The organism is Paenarthrobacter nitroguajacolicus (assembly GCF_007786235.1).
GTDB lineage: Bacteria > Actinomycetota > Actinomycetes > Actinomycetales > Micrococcaceae > Arthrobacter > Arthrobacter nitroguajacolicus_A.
The window spans coordinates 1-14,905 of record NZ_VNFK01000033.1 but is presented as its reverse complement, the minus strand read 5'-3'; the positions used below and the strand labels follow the sequence as shown (position 1 = coordinate 14,905).

General features: G+C 60.4%; 11 protein-coding genes and 1 pseudogene. 7 read left to right on the top strand and 5 right to left on the bottom strand.

The window, feature by feature from the left end; all coding sequences use genetic code 11:
* Positions 1–45: 45 nt before the first annotated feature.
* The 3 genes from FQP90_RS24020 to FQP90_RS22745 all read right to left on the bottom strand — a co-directional run bounded on the left by FQP90_RS24020 (position 46) and on the right by FQP90_RS22745 (position 3,231).
* On the bottom strand, positions 46–168 hold the full coding sequence (locus FQP90_RS24020; RefSeq protein WP_439898666.1) for a hypothetical protein: 123 nt from the start codon (positions 166–168) through the stop codon (positions 46–48).
* Positions 169–521: 353 nt separating this feature from the next.
* On the bottom strand, positions 522–1,751 hold the full coding sequence (locus tag FQP90_RS22750; RefSeq protein WP_144653366.1) for an amidohydrolase: 1,230 nt from the start codon (positions 1,749–1,751) through the stop codon (positions 522–524).
* Between the two features lie 25 nt (positions 1,752–1,776).
* The gene (locus FQP90_RS22745) at positions 1,777–3,231 is read right to left on the bottom strand and encodes an MFS transporter (protein ID WP_144653364.1); all 1,455 of its coding nucleotides are present in this window, start codon (positions 3,229–3,231) and stop codon (positions 1,777–1,779) included.
* 102 nt (positions 3,232–3,333) lie between these two features.
* On the opposite strand from FQP90_RS22745, the gene FQP90_RS22740 reads away from it, so the two are divergent.
* The 3 genes from FQP90_RS22740 (at position 3,334) to FQP90_RS22730 (ending at position 6,779) form a co-directional block, all read left to right on the top strand.
* Positions 3,334–4,338 (top strand): Lrp/AsnC family transcriptional regulator, encoded by a 1,005-nt coding sequence (locus tag FQP90_RS22740; RefSeq protein ID WP_244296961.1) that lies wholly within the window; start codon positions 3,334–3,336, stop codon positions 4,336–4,338.
* A 45-nt stretch (positions 4,339–4,383) separates the two neighbouring features.
* The gene (locus FQP90_RS22735) at positions 4,384–5,277 is read left to right on the top strand and encodes a LysR family transcriptional regulator (RefSeq protein WP_144653362.1); all 894 of its coding nucleotides are present in this window, start codon (positions 4,384–4,386) and stop codon (positions 5,275–5,277) included.
* Positions 5,278–5,408: 131 nt separating this feature from the next.
* Complete coding sequence (locus FQP90_RS22730; protein WP_144653360.1) at positions 5,409–6,779, top strand: L-serine ammonia-lyase; 1,371 nt, start codon at positions 5,409–5,411, stop codon at positions 6,777–6,779.
* A 287-nt stretch (positions 6,780–7,066) separates the two neighbouring features.
* Here the strand turns inward: FQP90_RS22730 and FQP90_RS22725 are convergent, their stop codons facing one another.
* Complete coding sequence (locus FQP90_RS22725) at positions 7,067–7,219, bottom strand: helix-turn-helix domain-containing protein (protein ID WP_244296959.1); 153 nt, start codon at positions 7,217–7,219, stop codon at positions 7,067–7,069.
* A gap of 98 nt (positions 7,220–7,317) precedes the next feature.
* Here FQP90_RS22725 and FQP90_RS22720 point away from each other — a divergent pair, with 98 nt between their 5' ends.
* From FQP90_RS22720 to FQP90_RS22705, 4 genes are all read left to right on the top strand, one after another.
* Positions 7,318–9,342, top strand: a complete 2,025-nt coding sequence (locus tag FQP90_RS22720; protein WP_144653358.1) for an alpha/beta hydrolase — start codon at positions 7,318–7,320, stop codon at positions 9,340–9,342.
* Positions 9,343–10,033: 691 nt separating this feature from the next.
* Positions 10,034–10,444, top strand: a complete 411-nt coding sequence (locus FQP90_RS22715) for a hypothetical protein (protein WP_144653356.1) — start codon at positions 10,034–10,036, stop codon at positions 10,442–10,444.
* Between the two features lie 4 nt (positions 10,445–10,448).
* The gene (locus FQP90_RS22710) at positions 10,449–11,402 is read left to right on the top strand and encodes a GIY-YIG nuclease family protein (protein WP_208760063.1); all 954 of its coding nucleotides are present in this window, start codon (positions 10,449–10,451) and stop codon (positions 11,400–11,402) included.
* Between the two features lie 1,855 nt (positions 11,403–13,257).
* Positions 13,258–13,887 (top strand): hypothetical protein, encoded by a 630-nt coding sequence (locus FQP90_RS22705; protein WP_144653354.1) that lies wholly within the window; start codon positions 13,258–13,260, stop codon positions 13,885–13,887.
* An 864-nt stretch (positions 13,888–14,751) separates the two neighbouring features.
* Here the strand turns inward: FQP90_RS22705 and FQP90_RS23725 are convergent.
* Positions 14,752–14,905: pseudogene (locus tag FQP90_RS23725) on the bottom strand (sulfonate ABC transporter substrate-binding protein); the annotation flags it as partial.

The following is a 14,905-nucleotide window of genomic DNA, read 5'->3' as shown; positions in this document are numbered from 1 at the left end:
GAGCACTACAATCAACGCAGGCCACACACCGCACTCAAAGGCGCCTCACCCATCAGCCGCGTCACCAACCAACCGGGTTAGTACATCTAGCTCTAGCGCCCGGTTGAGTTGCCGGTCTCCGTACCGGTTGAACTGGCGCCTGGCCTTGTTGCTTGAAGATGGCGGGATGGGGCTGGCGCCGGCGAGGGCTGCGAAGGCCGCTTCCGAGCGGACCCGGCCGTGGTGAGCATGCGGCGAGTAGAATCGCCGCGGTCACCGGGCCAACCCCGCGGACGTCCAGGATTCTCAAGGCCATGAGCTCGGCATGCTTCGCCAGGGCGCGCTGGTTGCCCTCCAGCTCCGCGCCGAGAGTGAGGACGGCATCCAATCGGCCCGGGGGGTTCGTTAACACGGCACGGCAAGCTCGTATGTCTTGCGGCAAACGCCCACCCCCTCTGTCGCGCTGAGCATGGACCCGACGCGACGAGGTGGCGCCCCTTAGCGTTTCGACTAAGAGACGCCACCGGTCAACCTTCCGGAAATCAGGCTTCCAGCGTGACCGTAGTGGCCCCGGGGACCCGCGCAGTCTGAAGTTCAAGCAGTTCCGCCCGGAGTGAGGTGTCCAAAGCCGCATCCAGAACCGTGAGTGCCAGGACGGTGGCGCCGTCGAGGATGGCTTCGTCCGCCTCCGGTGAGATGGCGGCGGCGGTAAAGTCCGGGTGGTGCGGGACCGCAGTGCTGTTGCGGACCACCACCATGCCGTGCACGGACGGGATTACTTGGGAGACGTTGCCCATATCGGAGGAGCCGCCGCCGAAGATGGGCGACGTGTCCACGGGCCTTCCGACAGCTTCCATGTTGGCGTCCCATGCTTCACCCAGCCCGGCGTGGGTATTGAGCGGAGCGTAGGGGTGTTCGGTCTGCCGGTGCGTCCACGTGCATCCGGTGGCGATGGCCGCACCTTCGAAGCACGCGAGGACTCGCCGCTTGAGGTCCCGCCACACGTCGACGTCTCCTGCGCGGACTTCCACCTGAACTGTGGAGTCGCCTGCGATGACGTTTGTTGCGCCGCCGCCGTGCGAGATGAACGCGTTGGTGTTTGCGTTCTCCGGCAGGTGCTGCCGCAGGACGGCCATGTTCATCAGCGCCAGGCTCGCCGCCGCACCGGCGTTGATGGCCTTGTCCGGGGCGCCGGCTGCATGGGCTTCGCTGCCTTTGAACTGGACTTCGAAGCGCTCGACGGCGGCCATGCCGATGGCCGCAGCGCTCCGCTCAGTGCCCGTCATGCCATGCACCATGATGGAGAACGCTGCGTCCTCCCACGCTCCTGCCTGGAGCAGTGAGACTTTTCCCCCGCCGTGTTCTTCCGCGGGGGTGCCGAGGAGTTTGATCCGTAGTCCGGCGGCGTCGGCCACGGGCTTAAGGGCCAGCGCGGCGCCCACACCGGCTGCTGCGATCATGTTGTGTCCGCACGCATGGCCGACTTCGGGGAGGGCATCGTATTCGGCACAGATGACCACGGTCAGTTCGCCGCTGCCGTAGACGGCCTCGATCGCCGTCGGAACATCATAGGCGCGTTCGGTCACTTCGAAGCCGCCGTCTCGGAGGACAGCGGCCACGGCCGCTGCTGAGTCGTGTTCTTCCCAAGAGATCTCTGCCAGTGCGTGGACCTTGTGGCTAAGTTCCAGGATGGAAGGCCCGACGGCGGCAGCGGACTCGCGTACGGTGTCGCGCAGGGTGTCCTGGGAGGTGGTGTCGATGGAAACGGTCATTGTTGATCCTTCGTGTCGAGGTGAACTAGTTGGCAGGTTCGAGGACGTCGTCGACATTCGATGACGATGTGGTTGATTCGACCGGTGTGGTCCGGGCTTGGCGGATGAAGAGCACGGCCACGGCGAAGAGGACGCAGACTCCGGCGCAGATCCACCAGACGGCGTGGAAGGACAGTTCGGTGGCGGCCCGCGTTCCGTTGGCGGTTGGTGTGGTGAGTGCTGCCATCAGCAGCGCGAAGAGTGCACCGGCGACTCCTCCGGCTGCGGTGCGGGCTGTGTTGTACAGCCCCGAGGCGATCCCCACTGAATCGGCTGCTGCCCGCTGGACCACCAAAGTGGGGAGCGTGCCGCTGACCAGCCCTGCGCCGAGCCCGGCCATGACGAGCCACGCCGAGAAGGTCACCAGGGTACCCGGCGCCAGGATCATCAGGACATACGCGATGGCGCTGAGCCCTCCTCCAAGAGCCACACTCCGCGGGCCGCCGATCAGCCGGGATGCCCGGTCGCTGAGCGAGGCACCCAGGAAGGCCGCAAGCGCCATGATGCTGAGCATCGTTCCAGCGGCAGAGGCTGCAGCGCCGAAGCCGAATCCCAGCGTGGCCGGATCGGAGCGCAGGTAGACGGAGATGGGTGCTTGCGCGCCGAACAGTTGCGCGCCGTAAAGGAAGGCGACGACAATCGGGAGACCAATGCCGCCACGAAGGAGCATGGTGAGGTCCACCAGGGGGTGTTCTGTCCTGCGGGCTGAAACCACCCAGCCGGCCAAGAGGGCAATGCCGACCACCATCGCGAGGGCCGTGGTCAGCGGGGGCCACGTTGAGAGATTTGAAGCGCCTCCCAGGAGAGCCGCCAAGCCACCGCCAAGCAGTGCAGCACCGAGATAATCCACCCGGCCTTTGCTCCGCAACGGGCTTTCCTTGACGAAGAACGCGATGCCGGGGACGCACAGGGCCATGAAGATCGCTGGCATCAACAGAGTGATGGAAAGGCTCTCAGTCACGTCCAGGACAAATCCGGCCAGGAAACCGCCGATCGTCGCGCCGAGGGTCAATGCCGCCACGAGCCTGCCGATGCTTCGCCCGGAGCGTTCAGAGTCGCGTTGATGGACGATTGCGAATTCCAAAGGGAGGAAAACGGCCAGCGGGGCTTGGATAGCACGTCCCAGAAGGAACAGTTCGTAGTTTGGGGCGAAGGCAACCAAGACGGAAGCCGCGGCAACGATGGCCGTGGAGATCATGAGTATCCGCTTGTGGCCGTGGATGTCACCCAGTTTGGACAGCAAAGGGACCACCAACACTGTCGCCAGCAAGTAGGCGGCGCTGATCCAATTCAGCGATGCTGCCGAGACTCCATGGTGTTCACCAATGGAAGAGAACAATGGATTCAGCCAGCCCTGAAGGATGCCACTGCCAAGCTCCATGACCACCAGGAAACCGACGGCTCCTGCCGCCGTGGTGGATTTCTGCGCCGTTGTACGCATGTGCGCTCCGATGTGATGAGAAGTGAACGGGATCACAACATCATGGAAGTGCCGTGTTTCCAATTGATGAAATTGCAGCTTTCCATGGATACTCTGTTTTCTATGCCGGAAAACATGCTTGATCCCCTCGAGGAGCGTCTCATCCATGCTCTTCAGATCGAAGGCCGGGCGCCATGGAGTGAACTCGCCCCCATGATCGGAGTCGACGCCGTAACCCTCGCCAGGCGCTGGGACTCCCTGAGGGAACGCGGGCTCGCATGGGTCACCGGTATCTTCCCCGACGGAGCATCGGCACTGGTGGACATCACGTGCAAACCCCAGCAAACGGGCGAAGTGGCACGCCAACTGGCACAGATCCCGGAAGTGATGACCCTCGACCACACCTCCGGCGGACGGGATCTGTTGGCCACGGTCCTCGCCGACACCCCGCTCTCCATCTGGGACACAGTCACCAACCGCATCGGAGGTTTGGAAGGCGTCAGGAATACCCAGACCCACCTCGTTACCGAAGTAGTCATGGAGGCCTCCGATTGGAGACTCCGCGCCCTCACAACACAAGAGGCAGCAAGGGTCCCCCGCCCCCGCCCACCACGGGCAAGGGCGCCGCGGACCGTGCACCCGGACGTCGAAGCCGCGCTCCGCCATTGCCTGGCCGAAGATGGGCGGCGCCCCGTCAGCCGGATTGCCGCAGAACATGGCCTAAGCGAGCAGCGCGTCGCGGATGGACTGGCCCGCATGCGCGCCGATGGCATGCTGCGGATACGCACGGACGTCGCGCGGACGGTCACGGGTTGGCCCGTGTACGCCTGGTACTTCATGCGGACCGCCGCCAAGCACGTTCAGCAGATGAAAGGGCTCATGGCTAAGATTCCTGAAGCCCGAACGGCGCTGGCCGTCGCGAGCCAGTACAACCTTGTGGTGGCCGTTTGGCTGAAGGAAATGTCCGATGTCATGCGCTTCGAGGCTGCGATGGAAGCTGCAGTGCCGAGCGCCCGCATCGTTGACCGCAGCGTGGTGTTCAGGATGAGCAAGCACCTGGGCCGGCTCATCGATGAACAAGGGGCCGCGACGCTGGGATTCGTCCACCCGTCGTCGGAAAGTAGCTGAGACCGCAGTTCTGAGGTTAAGTGGTCCTAAACCCTGGGAGGTCCCGTGCTCGATATCCGACGCCTGCAAATCCTCAAGACCCTTGAGGTTGAGGGAACCATGACGGCCGTTGCCGCCAAGCTCCATATGACAACGTCGGCGGTCAGCCAGCAGCTGGCCGTGCTTGAACGGGAGGCCGGGCTTGCGCTCCTGATCCGTGCCGGCCGGAAAGTGCGGCTGACGGAAGCCGGAGTCATGCTGGTGAAGCATTTTGGCCGGATAGCTGCTGAAGTTGAGGCGGCCGAGGCGAACTTAAAGAAGCTTCAGACAGATGTCCGTGGACACCTCGCCATCAGCGCTTTCCCCAGCTTTTGCAGCACGGTGCTCCCCGCCGCCGTCATGTCCCTTCAGGCCAGCTACCCGCGACTCGACATCACCGTGTCCGACCTCGAACCATTCGAAAGTGTGGCCCAGTTGAGGGAAGGGCACATCGATGTCGCAGTGGTGGATGACCTGCACGACATCCAGGATGAGGGGCTCGTGAAGACTATTCTGGCCCGCGATGAAATCATCCTCTGCCTCCCCCAGGACCGGGAGGCACCGGTTGCTGCGACGCTGGCCGACTACGCCGATGAACGGTGGATCCTGGACCAGGAAGGCAGCGTCTTTGAGCAATTCGTCCTGCAAACCTGCCGCGATGCTGGATTCGAGCCGAACGTCATAGCCCACTGTCGAAACCTGATGGCCACTCTGGGATTGGTCCGTGGTGGCCTCGGGGTCGCCTTGATGAGTGAACTGAACCTCGGCCGGGAAACGGAAGACCTGGTGGTGCGTCGAGTAGATCCAAGCTGCGGCCGCAACATCATTGTCTTGCACCGGGCGGCCAGCCGGGAATCGCCGGCAGTAGCCGCCGTCGTCGACGAACTGCGGAAAGCGACCGACGCCCGCCCGAAAGCTTGACGCGCGTTGGCGACCAGGCCAATTGTTAAGTTTTGCTTGACGTTCCGTTCAAAATTTTCCGATAGACGCTGATCGAGTTCGCACCCAAGCTGGTAGGACACCCCACACCAAACCTGCTTCGGAGGTATTCCATGGCTTTGAGTGCCCTTGACCTTTTTTCGATCGGAATCGGCCCCTCGTCGTCCCACACTGTGGGGCCAATGCGCGCCGCCCGCTCGTTCGTCGAAGAACTGGAGAGGGAAAGAAAGTTCGACGCCGTTGATCGCGTTCACGCTGGACTGTTCGGTTCCTTGGGGGCTACCGGACGCGGGCACGGCTCGGACAAGGCGGTCATCCTGGGATTCATGGGCGAGTCGCCGGAAACCGTAGACACATTGACGGCAGACAATGTGGTTAACGAAGCCACTAAGGCCGGGAAGATACTGCTTGCAGGGCGCCGAATGATCACGTTCAACAGAACCAAGGACGTGGTGCTCCACCTGCGCAAGTCATTGCCTGCGCATCCCAACGGAATGCGGTTCCACGCTTTCGACAACCAGGGAACAGTGCTGAGCGAACGCGTCTACTATTCCGTGGGTGGCGGATTCGTCGTTGACGAGAATGACGTTGGGAACTCGCATCCCGAGACGATACAGCTCCCCTACCCGTTCTCAAACGCCCAGGACCTGTTGGCCCACTGCAAGCGTGAAGACCTGTCCATCAGCGACATCATGCTCGCCAACGAAAGCGCTTGGCGCAGCGAGGAGGAAACCCGCGCGCAATTGATGCACATCTGGGAAACCATGAAAGAGTGCGTGTCACGAGGCTGTAGCCGATCGGAAGAACACCTGCCCGGGAACTTGATGGTCCGCCGTCGTGCGCCCCGACTGCTGGCGGACCTGCAAGCGAAAGACGACACCAGCGATCCTTTGCGGGCGGTGGACTGGGTGAACCTCTTTGCCCTGGCGGTGAACGAAGAGAACGCCACGGGTGGGCGCGTCGTCACCGCCCCCACCAACGGCGCTGCCGGAATCATTCCAGCGGTATTGCACTACTACATGATGTTCACGCCTGGAGCCACCGAAGAATCGGTGATCCGATTCCTCCTCACCGCAGCTGCCATAGGTGTCCTGTTCAAGCAAAACGCCTCGATCTCGGGCGCCGAAGTGGGCTGCCAAGGGGAAGTCGGCTCAGCCTGTTCCATGGCAGCTGGCGCACTATGCGAAATTCTGGGCGGCACACCCCAGCAGGTGGAGAACGCCGCCGAAATCGGGATTGAACACAACCTTGGCCTTACCTGCGACCCCGTTGGTGGCCTGGTCCAGATCCCATGCATCGAACGCAACGCCATGGCCAGCAACAAAGCCATCAACGCTGCACGGATCAGCCTGCGCGGAGACGGCGTCCACCATGTCAGCCTCGACACCGCCATCAAGACAATGCGAGAAACAGGTGCCGACATGAAGAGCAAGTACAAAGAAACGTCCCGGGGTGGCCTCGCCGTCAACGTGATCGCTTGCTGAGGCCCGCGGTGGCCTCCCTTACGGAGTGGACTGGAGGACTTGTGGATGGAGGGAGCTTATTGGAGATACTTGAAAGCGCTCCAGGGGCGGGCACTAGACCTCAGGCACAACGTTGTGCCCAGTAGAGTCTCGAGAGACACACCAGCAGCACACTGACGACCCGGATCCATCACAGCCCGCAAGTGACGTGTTTTCTCACGGGGTTTGTTCTACCGTGCAGTGGCCGGCGTCTCTGACGCCCGTGGATGAGCAAAGCCAAGCCCTGATTAGGGTCGCGAGGCGGAGGCCTAAGGCCTCCCCCCGCCCAGCCTACCTCCAACCTGGATGCCGCGCAGATCCCCGGCTTTCGGCAGCGTCTTGATCTGGCTCACGGAGACATTGAGTTCCTTGGCGACCTGTTCAAAAGTCAGGAACCGGCTCTTCTTCTTTTTGTCGGACACCCGTCCATCCTTAAAACCGTCCGGCTGCGTAGACCCTCAAGAGAAGCAATCCGCAGTTATGCTAGTCGTTGGATTTATTGTTCGCTTTGGGGGCGCGCATGGGGATGGCTTTTGACGATGGAGCAGCCGATGCGCTGATCCGTGCCGCGAACTCCGCCGACGAGGCTCTGCGCGCCGAGGGAGGCTTCCTGAACGGGGCCGTGGAGCAGGCAGTGCAGGACTTCAACGGCGCCTACGGGCGTCTGTTCGAGGACGCCTGCGGCATCAGGTCCGATGATCGCGGCAAGCTCTCAGGTGTCCTCGCGGTTCTGGCCGAGGACGTCGGCGAGGCCAAGCACAGGGCCCAGCAAGAGGAAGCCCGGCAAAAGAACATAGACACCTGGCAGCAACGCGACAATATCCGCAAACAGCAACTGCTCTCCGGTGACATCGCGGAAGCATCCGCGACAGTCGCAACCATGATCCTTGACCCAATGCCCGAGAGCACACCGGTCCCGGCACCGGCTGTTTCAGCTGTGTCTTCTCCGCGGAATCGGCCCCGGTTCGCCGGCGGGCCAGGAACCGGAACCACCTCAGCTGACCCAGGCAATCTGCGCGGCTTCGCGTCAGTGTCCCGGACCGCCACGGACACCCTGAACTCACACTTCAGCAGCGTCAAAAACGCCTGGAGCGCATTCACAGCATCCTGTTCCTGGGCGAACATCGGGACTGAATCCTTTGTAGCTGGTTTTGAGCGGCTCGTCGCTGCGAACGCAGCAGATGCAGATTGGATAGAGCAGGTCGCCACCGCATTCGAAACAGCAGGCAGCGGCGCTATAGCCGACAGCATGCTCAACGGCCTTTTCATCCAGTACGCAGCACCAAACCAAGTCGGCTTGAACCACCTCGGAACCATGAGTGCCGCGCAACTGAAGGTTTGGCTCGGTAGCGGTGGCACGGCCCGGCTGCGGGAACTCCTGACCCAACCAGGACTGGACCCCGTAGCAACGGCCACGTGGTGGTCTGGCCTCGGCCATACCGTCGACCGCAAAACCGGCACAGTAACTATCGAGGAAACGGAAAAACAGCAGCTCCTGATCGATGCACTTCCGGACGTTATCGGGAACCTGAACGGTGTCACCGCGACCGCCCGCGACCTCGCCAAGTGCAAAAAGTTGCTGCAAATGCACGACCGCTGGAAAAAGTACCGCGAAGAGCGCGGCGGAAAAGTCGATGAAGGCTCCCAGGAAGACATGATCAACAAAGTCTGGGAATCGCTCTACGACAGCGAGGGCAGGCCGAAAACCAATCCTCAGGATCCATCCGACATCCGGCAACTAATCAGCTTCGCTCCCTTTGGTCTCGGGACAGGGTCGGAGACCGGGTTCGGTGCATCTATTTCCGTGGGAGACCTCGACGCCGCCAAGCACGTCACCTACCAGCTCCCCGGGCTGGACACCACCATCGGCAAGGACATGGCATCCAAGACCAAACAGGCCAAGGATCAAAGGCTTGATCAGCGTGCCCTCGCTTCACGTAATGGGATTGATCCTGACCGGATCGCTGTTGTTGCCTGGATTGATGTCGAGCCGGCCCAGGGTCTGGGTGTGTTCAGCAACGACCAGGCAAAAGTCGTGGGTCCTGCTCTTCGCAACGATGTGACAGGGTTCAACGCTGTTCATCAGAACCTCGACAACGCAGCCATGACAACAGCAGTCGGGCACTCCATGGGTTCCCTCGGGGTAATGGAGGCAGCAAAAACCGAGCTGCCGGTCTCTAACCTCGTTCTCGTTGGGGACGTTGGTGCCCCTGACAACGTGACCTCCGTGAACGATCTCCACCTAAACCCCGGCGGAACCGTTTACCGGGGAAGCTACGACTGGGACCACGTAGCTGAAGTCGGGCATGGGCTCGGCTGGCAGCGTAAGAGTACCGAAGACCCCGGATTCGGTGCCGTCACCTTCGGCACGAACGGCACCACCGCGCCCGATGGCACCGTTGAGAACCTCACCAAAACCCACGACGGACAGACCGGCGGCAAGGACGGCGTCTATGGATATTTTGATCGCGGCACAGAGTCAAGCAGCAATCAAGCCAAGATCGCCTTGGGCTTGAGTGACCAACTTACGAATGTGAAACGATGATCACCATGTCTTCGCGAAGATTTCTCATCCAAGGCCTTGTCGTTGCCATCCTCGCTGCCCTCACTGGGTGTGGAACTACGCCGAGCATCAACCCACCTACGAGCACCGCGGAGCAGACTATGGGACCAGAACAAGCCCGCACCGAATACCTCGACATCTTCACGGCAGTCCAAGCCCTCGCCCCTGGAGACTGGACGAAAACTACACCCGATAAACCCGGAATGGCGTGCCCCCTCCCGGACGGGACCGAGGGCACTCGGTTCAATTACGACAGTACACGCAGCGTGATCTCAGAAGATCAGGCGGAAGCAATACATAAAACGGTAAAGGAAGTCTTTGAGAGCAAAGGGCTAAGAGTTGTACAAACCCAGCCCTCGGGAGCGAACCGAGACCAGACGACCACAGGCTCTGGCGATGGCAAGTTCTCCATGCAGCTTGGAACCAGCAGCTTCGGCACCACACTCGGCGGCAACACCCGATGCGCGCCGGATCCCGAGGGCAAATTCCGGTAGCAAGCAGTGACCAACAAAGTCCACCGGTACTGGCGCGTCCTTTCCACCAGTGCCGTCCTGCTGCCGCTCATGTCCGGATGCGCCCCCCGCGTCTCCGGGCAAAGGCACTGATACTGCCCCATCACCCCTCTCAAACCACCGCAACGAACACACTTCCCGAAGACGGGAAAGGGGCAACCATGACACCGGAAGAGGCCAGAACGGAGTTCTTCGGACTCCTCGATGAGATCCAGGCCATGGCAGCTGGTGACTGGGTGAACGAGGACGTTCCGGCAGGTGGTTACTGCAACTTTCAGGGAACCGGAAACGGCAAATCATGGGCTGGTGCGCGGACCATGGGACCCCTCAGCGCCACCGAGCGGGAGACACTTCGACAGAAAGTCGAGCATTTCTATGAATCCCGCAGGTACAGCGTAAAGGTCTTTGATCAATCAACGACCACAAACAAGCTCATCATGACTAATGGTTTTGGACCAGATGGCTTGGTTATCCAGCTCTACACGGGCGACCTTGGCACAGGAGTCGATGGTAATAGCAGCTGCGTTCCTGATCCGCAGAGCCACAAGCTAAGCCACGATGACTTACAGTGATCACGTGCCAGATCTTGAACTCCTCGGCTTCCATGAGAACGCTGCAACTCCTGTCGGAGTCACCCCCCGCGCAGCTCTGACCCTTGGTCATGTTCTCGTTGGCATGGGCGCGGACCACGATCCAGTTGTGCAGCTGGAAGATATCCTGGTCATCCGGCACACCTTCAGCCCTAGCGATCCCCAGGCTCTGCGAGGCCCCGAGGACCTGACGCCCGAACGCGTTCTTACCTACACCCGGGAGCAGAGTGTCTCGCCGCGCAGTTTCCCTGCCGTCCCACCGCGGTACTGGATCATCCTTGCCGCCGACGGCAAAAAACGATCGCGACTGTGGGGTGCCTTCGAGAACCACGGCGAAATCATCGCCGAACGTACTACATCTGAGCGGTACTTCGATCTGCGACCCTCCGACTTTCTCGCGCCATTGAAAGACCGGCTCGTCATCGAATGGGACACACCTCGGAGTTGGCACCGACGGGCCAGCGCAACGAGTGCCTCAGGCATGCCGGTAGTGGAGATCGCAGACCGCGACAAGGTTCCCTTTCCAGGGTTCGACGGCGTTCTGCTCCCCTACCATGAGCTGCGTGAGATGGTGGAGGATCCGCGCTATGCGGACTGGCGGGCAGCACTCTCTGAGGTGCAGGGCATCTATCTGATCACGGACTCCTCCAACGGCAAGCAATACGTCGGAAAAGCCGACGGCGCCGAACGGATCCTGGGTAGGTGGATCACGTACGCACGTGACGGGCACGGCGGCAACGTGGCTCTTCGTGAGTTGGCCTTCCAGAGCACAGCCGGCGAGGGTAAGGCTGCCGCGCCGAAGACTGACCATGCCCGACACTTCGTGTTCAGCCTGCTCAGGGTATTCGGCCCCAGCACGCCGTCCTCAGAGGTGAATGCGGCGGAGTCCCACTACAAGGCAGCACTGATGACCCGCACGTTCGGCCTGAACAGGAACTGATCGCGGCGTTTCATCGGCTTCAGGAGGACTTTGCGAGAATCGAATGATGGACCCCAAAACGTTCCTTGAAGTGCCCACGGACACTTCTTTCATGCTGCTCGCCACCAGCGCAGCCGCGTCTGCAATGTTTCCGAAGGCACCGCTGAGAGCAGTCATCTGCGTCGGGCCCGCGTCCCGCTTGATTGCGTGGAGCGCTTCGATGACACGGCCACGAACCGTTTAATGGCACTCGGCCGATCGTGACCGCCGAACTCTCACCTCGGAATGACCCCGCACATGCAGACCGCTTCCGAGTCCACGTCATTGTCGCTATGGCCAAACACATGCATGAGCAGATGTATGCCCAAGCAGGGAAGACCTAATGACCGCAAGCAGGCGCAACAAAGAAGATTTAAGTGTGGAATCTCCACACCCCCTTTGGCCTGACAAAGCAGGCGCCAGTCACGTCTCCTCTCGCCAGGAACGAACCGAAGTCAGGAAATTTATCGCAAGTTCCCAAAGTCATGTCGTGCTCAGCATCCCTACCCATGAAGAGGTGAAGGCCATCTACGACATACCCGACGAATCAAGAAAGGAACCCATAGCCCCAGTTCAGAGCAAGCGGAGGGCCCACCATCCCGGGCTTTGAACCCGCTCCCCCACAAGTTCACAGGTGACCTGCGGCGCCAGGCACACCCCGCGGCCAGTGTCAGAGGGACCTGACCACCAAGAATGTACACACGTTAAAGCAAAAACCCCCACTGACGAGGGGGTATGCCGTGCCCGGGGTGGGACTCGAACGGGATTCCCGGGCACACAAACGCTAAGAAGGCCGAAACATGCGGAATCCGGGCCAAACCGGCGGCCGTCCGAGGCGAGTTGTGCGGACAATGTCCACACAACTTTCTTCTTTGTATCGCGGCCGAGCAAATGCACTCAGTCGCGACTGAGTAAACGCGCCCTAACTCCGCGGGTACACCGCTTCTGCGCCAGCAGAATGCACCTCTGAACTGGGTATGCATGCTTGACGCCTCTACCTTCGCATGTACCAGGGAGGTCGTGACCGAAACCAAATGACTCACGTGCTGACGACGCTGGAAGGTCAGGTCCGGAACCTCTGTAATAAGGTGCCCGCCACTCCGGCGACCTCAGTATGACTTGACGGCGGATATTCCGTTGACCGCCAGCCCCACAACATCAAGCACCGGTTACATCGGGCACAACACCTAATTGCTCGGAGCTGAGAATCCGGGAACCAATACTCGGCGACTCGTATGCCAAATCAGTTGACTGGAAATATCTCCGCCCATCTGCAAGGATGCCAAGTTGCTATGCAATTCAACGACTCAAGTGATTGATCATGCAATTTGACTGGAAATATTTGAGCGAATGTGCAAGGATTCCGCCGTATTGACTTGAACGATCTTATAGGCTCTTCAACCTGGACACTTACTGGTCAACCTTATCTGCGCTTCGGCAACAACCACTCGCTGATAAATGCACAATCGCATCATTTGTTTCGTATATGCTTGCTTCCATGCCTTCTCAGAGGAGGGCAGTACAAACCGCGTGTACTCACGTGTCACGTCGGAATTATATTGGGGAATCAATGCATCGTTTATTCAGTAAGGGCTTAGCGGCATCCGGGATTGCTGCGGCACTTATTCTCTCTTCATCCCTTCCAGCGACTGCGGTAGCAGCACCCTCTAATGCAGATCCGTCTGCTTTGGAGAGCGTGCTGGACGCCCGACCGTTTACGGATGCATCTCAAGCCGTGGACGACGATCAAAAAATTTCGTTGTCCCCCGACGGATCCATGACGATCGGATCCGCAAAAGGCGACCAAGTAAGCGTCAGCGCTAGTGCCGGTGGGCATGTGAGTCTCACAGAAGCGGGCGACGTAAGCTCCTCCGAGATTGCAGTTGCTCCGTCCACTTCCTTCGTATTCGCCGCCAAGGAAGGCACCTCAGGAGCGGGGTTCGCCGTTCTCAAGGACGCCTCGGCAGCCCGATCCTTTGGCTTCGATATCGAGGTCAACGGGGCTCCGGCGCAGCTGAGCGTCGGCTCTACAGGCAGCGTTGTTGTCATGGATGCGACAGGTCGGGTCGTCAACTACGTGGAAACGCCGTGGGCAAGGGACGCTAACGGAAACGATGTAGCGACCAGCTACAGCGTTGAGGGTGGTCGCCTGATCCAAAACGTTTCACCCTCGGCCACGTCCGTCTATCCGATCGTTGCAGATCCGCAGTTCGGCTGGAATGGACCATTCCCGGTTGTTCGGTTCAACAAGGCCGAAACCAGCACCGCCAGGGTTACCGCTGGAGTTCTGTCGGTCTGCGGCAAAATCGCTGCGGGACTTCCAATCGGGTACGCAGCGTGCGCCATTTCAGCCGTTCAAGTCGCGGCCCAAGCCGCGGTGGCCAACGCACGCGGCGAGTGCGTACTTCTTGCACCTGCTCCGATCGGCGTAATGGCATTCCGCTACACTGGTGGCTACTGCCAGTAATTGGAGAAAAAATTGTTGAACTATATTCGCGAGGCCGCAGAATCACGCCGCGCAACGACCGGCCGTCGCGCCTATGGCTACATCACAGCCGGAATTATCATTCTACTCATGCTGACAGTAGTACTATGGCAAATGCCACTTTGGCTATTCTTCGCTATCGTGGCAGTGACTGTGGTAATTGACATTATCCTTGTACGAAAATGGATAAATGACGATCTGCTCAACGGATCCAAAGTTCAACCGTAGAGCTCTATCTCTCTCGAAATGAGGGCAGCAGCGCAGCACCACTGCGTCGCTGCCCTCTTTTGTTAAGTCGTAGGGCGCAGCATTCCACTGCAAAGTTGACCTCGGCTCTACACGCGCCGGGACGACCGACGGCCATCAAGACCCTGGCAATGCACACAATCCTTTCAAGCCAAGGTTGCCTCAAGAAAAGATCTCGCGCATGACACCACCACGAGAACGTTACAAAGCCCCGCCCCCGGGCCTCGGTGAAACCCACAGGCCCTGCTTCCCGAGCACGCTCCCCCGTCACCCCCGTCCATGAGACCGAAAGTGACGACTCGTCCGCGGCCTGCGCCTAAAGCGTCTAGTCCGTGGCATGCGGAGAGGCTCAAAGTAATCCACCAACTTGCAGGATGCCGATATCGGCGCAAATGTCGGCGTCCTGTCGCCACCACGGATAGTGGTCGAGCTGACAGGCCCATCCGAGCGGCCAATGCCCCCGGTACTGCATTCACCCCCTGGGCATTACTTCGCACGGGTGAGCGTCCTGTCAGGCATCACAGCACGCCGAAAGGTGCCCGGGCATAGCCAGCCCGGGCACCTTTTGTTTTTTGCGTAGCAGGGTTTAGAGTTCAGCGCCTACTCTTCGCCGAGTCCTGCAGCTGAGGTCTTCTTGCCTTCAACCTCGTTCAAGGTTCGGAGGTCGAAGATGCCGTTGATGTCGGCCTTCTGGGTGGTTCCGGCTTTGACGCCGTCTTCCAGCAGTTTGTTGTACGTTCCTGCCAACGGGTCG

Bases quoted from the DNA above. Each gene is read 5' to 3' on its own strand.
- FQP90_RS22750 (WP_144653366.1), bottom strand. From the start codon at position 1,751: ATGACCGTTTCCATCGACACCACCTCCCAGGACACCCTGCGCGACACC.
- FQP90_RS22745 (WP_144653364.1), bottom strand. From the start codon at position 3,231: ATGCGTACAACGGCGCAGAAATCCACCACGGCGGCAGGAGCCGTCGGT.
- FQP90_RS22740 (WP_244296961.1), top strand. From the start codon at position 3,334: ATGCCGGAAAACATGCTTGATCCCCTCGAGGAGCGTCTCATCCATGCT.
- FQP90_RS22730 (WP_144653360.1), top strand. From the start codon at position 5,409: ATGGCTTTGAGTGCCCTTGACCTTTTTTCGATCGGAATCGGCCCCTCG.
- FQP90_RS22720 (WP_144653358.1), top strand. From the start codon at position 7,318: ATGGGGATGGCTTTTGACGATGGAGCAGCCGATGCGCTGATCCGTGCC.
- FQP90_RS22715 (WP_144653356.1), top strand. From the start codon at position 10,034: ATGACACCGGAAGAGGCCAGAACGGAGTTCTTCGGACTCCTCGATGAG.